The following is a 3,683-nucleotide window of genomic DNA, read 5'->3' on the forward strand; positions in this document are numbered from 1 at the left end:
TTCGCGGTGGCGACCGGCAGGGTGCGGCCCCTTTGCTGGCCCAGGACCAGCGGACCATGCGCCAGATCGATGTCGCTCAGCGGCAGCACGACGAGGCCGGGATCCGTCTCGCGGACCGGTGCCCCGATCTCGATCTGGAAGGTTACCACATTGCCGGAGCGGGCGAGGTTGCGCAGCATCTCGAACGAGTTCGCCTCGAGCTCCACCGACAGCTTGGTCGAACTGACGGCAAGCAGGTCGTCCAGGATGGCGCGGGTGCCGAAGCTGCCGTCCGGCAGGGCAATGGGGTACTGCGCGCAGTCGCGCAGCCGGACGACCTTCCGGCCGGCCAGCGGATGGCCGGCGGCGACGATGGCGACGATCCGCTGCCCCAGCGTCATCAGCGGCTGGAACTCCGCCGTCTTGCGCGGGCTGAAGATGATCGCAAGGTCGGTCTCGAACTCCCGCAGCATCCGCAGCGCCGATCCCTGATCGACGACGGTGATCTGGAAGCTGACCAGCGGAAAGCGCGCCCGGAATGCCGAGATCTCCGTCGGCAGGAAGTAGTTCACCAGCGCCTGGCTACAGGCGATCCTGACATGTCCGCGCCGCAGGCCCGACAGGTCCTCGATATGGGAACGGACGCGGTCGAGGTCGGCCGCCTGGGTGCGGACCCAGCGGATGAAGCTCTCTCCGGCGGCGGTCAGCCGGATGCCCTGGGCCGAGCGCTCGAAGATCGCGGCGCCCAGATCCTCCTCCACGTCCTGGATGCGGCGCTGGAGCGCCGACGGCGTGACGTTCAGATGCTCCGCCGCCTTGCGGAGCGAGCCGAAGCGGGCGGCTTCCTCGACATAGCGCCAGATGCGCATGTGTCTCATGTCGGCATATCCCGGTGTGTATACTTTCCGGCATCACCATAGCGAGAAAACGGCGTTTGAGGAGAGCTTTCAACCCTCTTAGCCTCCGGTCGCATGATCGCTTCGCCAACCTCGCCCAGCCAACCACATCGTCACCGGAGACAACAAGCCCCATGAACAGCGTCTTCAGCAAACGGTCCTCGTCATGTGCCGCCGTCCTGGCCGGCGTCCTGATCGGAGCTTCCGGCCTTGCCGCGACGGCTTCGGCCCAGACACCGGTTAAGCTGGTCCTCAACTGGAAATACCAGGGTCCGCAAGCGCTGTTCTTCGTCGCGGAGGACAAGGGTTACTTCAAGGCCGAGGGGCTGGACGTCACCATCGATCAGGGCGAAGGGTCGGCAGCTTCCATCACCAAGGTCGCGACGGGAGCCTACGATATCGGCTTCGGCGATGTGAACGCCCTGATCACGATGGCGTCCAAGTCGCCGGACGAAGCGCCGCTGGCCGTGTTCATGATGTACAACACGCCGCCCTTCACCATCGCGGTCAAGGCGGACAGCCCGATCAGGACGGCCAAGGACCTGGAAGGCAAGACGATCGGCGGCCCCGCCAACGACGGCGCGCTGAAGCTGTTCCCGGCCTTCACCCAGGTGGCAGGCATCGACGGTTCCAAGGTCGCCGTCACCAACATGCAGGCGAACCTGCGCGAGCAGATGCTTCAGCGCGGTCAGGTCGACGGCGTCTTCGGCTACGTCAACACGATCGCCTTCAGCGCCAAGAGCGCCGGCATGAACCCGGACAAGGACTTCCGCTTCATCAACTACGGCGACTACGGGATGGACCTTTACTCCAACGCCGTCGTCGTTTCCCAGGCCTTCGCCAAGGAGCACGGCGACGCGGTGAAGGGCTTCGTCCGCGCCGTCAACCGGGCGACCAAGGACATGATCGCCGATCCCGCCGGTTCGGTCGAAACCGTCATGAAGCGCGAACCGCTGCTGAACAAGCAGGTCGAGATCGAGCGCACCGTCGCCACCCTCAAGATGGAGATGAACCATCCGGAGATCGCCAAGATCGGTTTGGGCGACGTCGACCGCGAGCGGCTGAAGCGGGCCATCGACATGGTCGTCAAGGCCAACGGCCTGGAACGCACCCCGGAAGCCTCGGCGATCTTCACGGACGCGTACCTGCCGCCGCTGTCCGAGCGTCCGACCACCGTCATCAATTGAAAACCAGAAGCTGATACATGGAACTGGGACTGAAAGAGCGGGTCGTCGTCATCACCGGCCCCGCCAAGGGGATGGGCGAGGCCGTGACCATGGCCTTCGCATCCGAGGGCTGCCGTCTGGCGCTGGTCGGGCGCGACGTCGCCGCGATCGAGCCGGTCGCGGAGCGGGCGAGGGCGCTGGGCGTGCAAGCCATCGTCATTCCCTGCGACATCACGGACGAGATGCAGTGCCACGGCGCCGCCGAGCGCACGGTCGCGGCCTTCGGGCGGATCGACGTGCTGGTCAACGTCGCCGGCGGCTCCGGTCCGGTCGGCAAGACCGGCTGGGAGACGACGCGGGACGAGTTCGACGAGATCGTCGAGCTGAACATGACCGGCTGCTTCAATACGATGAGCGCCGTCATGCCGGTGCTGATCGAGCAGCGCTACGGCAAGATCGTCAATGTCGGCGGCACCTTCGGCATGCGCGGAAGGGCCGGGCGGATGGCGTATTCGGCGTCCAAATGGGGCCTGCGCGGCATCACCAAGTCCTTTGCGCTGGAAGCGGGTCCCTACAACGTCAACGTCAACTGCGTGGCGCCCGGCATGGTCGAGGGACCGCGCTTCCGCGGCAAGGTCGTGCCGGAAATGGCGAAGCGGCTCGGCATCACGGAAGAGGAAGCGGCGGAAAAGCACGCCGCCGACTACGCCCTGCGGCGCGTCTCCACCGGAGAGGACGTGGCGCAGGCCTGCCTTTTCCTGGCAAGCGACGCCGCCCGGCAGATCACCGGCGTCGATCTCCCGGTCGATGGCGGCTGGGCATCCCTTTGAGCATGGATATGGATATGGAAATGGAACCGAACCACGCCACGGCCGATCTCGTCATCGCGGGCGGCACCGTCGTCACCGATCAGGCCAGCTTCAAGGGAGCGGTCGCCATCCGCGACGGCCGGATCGTCGCCGTCGGCTCCGACGAGGCGATGCCGCCGGCGCGCGAGACCTTCGACGCCACCGGCCTTCACCTGCTGCCTGGTGCTATCGACGCGCATGTCCATTTCCGCGAGCCGGGCTATACCCACAAGGAAGATTGGCGGACCGGAACCGCAGCGGCGGCGATGGGCGGCGTGACCACCGTCTTCGAGATGCCAAACACCAACCCGCCGACCGGCACGGTCGAGGCTTTGAAGCTGAAGCAGAAGGCGGCGGAGAAGGCCTATGTCGATTACGGCCTCTACGGCCTGCTGGCGGAAGACAACCTGGATCAGCTCGAAGGCCTGATTGCGGGCGGCGTCGCCGCCTTCAAATGTTTCATGGGAAACACTTTCGGGAACCTGCCGTCGCCCTCGACCGGCGCCATGCTCGAAGGGTTCGAGATCATCGCCCAGCATGGATTGCGGATCTCGCTCCACGCTGAAACCGCGTCGATCATGGCGCTGCGGCAGAAGAAGCTGATGGCGGCGGGCCGGCGCGACCCGCTGGCCCATCTGGCCTCCCGCCCCGCCGTGGTCGCGACCGAGGCGGTCGCCCGCGCCGCGATCCTGGCGGAGTGGACGGGAGCCCGCATCCACATCCTGCACATCTCGTCGGGCGACGAACTGCGCCCCTTGCGTGAAGCCAAGGCGCGCGGCGTCGACATCACCGGC

General features: G+C 66.2%; 4 protein-coding genes. 3 read left to right on the plus strand and 1 reads right to left on the minus strand.

The genetic code is table 11. From position 1 onward, the window contains the following. Positions 1-857, minus strand: an 857-nt coding sequence (locus tag AC5JJ6_RS04185) for a LysR family transcriptional regulator (protein WP_496040842.1), incomplete at its 3' end; no start/stop codon positions are given. A gap of 152 nt (positions 858-1,009) precedes the next feature. On the opposite strand from AC5JJ6_RS04185, the gene AC5JJ6_RS04190 reads away from it, so the two are divergent. The 3 genes from AC5JJ6_RS04190 to AC5JJ6_RS04200 all read left to right on the plus strand — a co-directional run. Next, complete coding sequence (locus tag AC5JJ6_RS04190) at positions 1,010-2,062, plus strand: ABC transporter substrate-binding protein (protein WP_496040843.1); 1,053 nt, start codon at positions 1,010-1,012, stop codon at positions 2,060-2,062. Between the two features lie 17 nt (positions 2,063-2,079). Beyond that, a complete protein-coding gene (locus AC5JJ6_RS04195; protein ID WP_496040844.1) occupies positions 2,080-2,871 on the plus strand; it encodes an SDR family NAD(P)-dependent oxidoreductase in 792 nt (263 codons plus the stop codon). 14 nt (positions 2,872-2,885) lie between these two features. After that, the coding region (locus AC5JJ6_RS04200) for a dihydroorotase (protein ID WP_496040845.1) at positions 2,886-3,683 on the plus strand (798 nt) is incomplete at its 3' end.

The organism is Skermanella sp. (assembly GCF_059503625.1).

Bases quoted from the DNA above. Each gene is read 5' to 3' on its own strand.
- AC5JJ6_RS04195 (WP_496040844.1), top strand. From the start codon at position 2,080: ATGGAACTGGGACTGAAAGAGCGGGTCGTCGTCATCACCGGCCCCGCC.
- AC5JJ6_RS04190 (WP_496040843.1), top strand. From the start codon at position 1,010: ATGAACAGCGTCTTCAGCAAACGGTCCTCGTCATGTGCCGCCGTCCTG.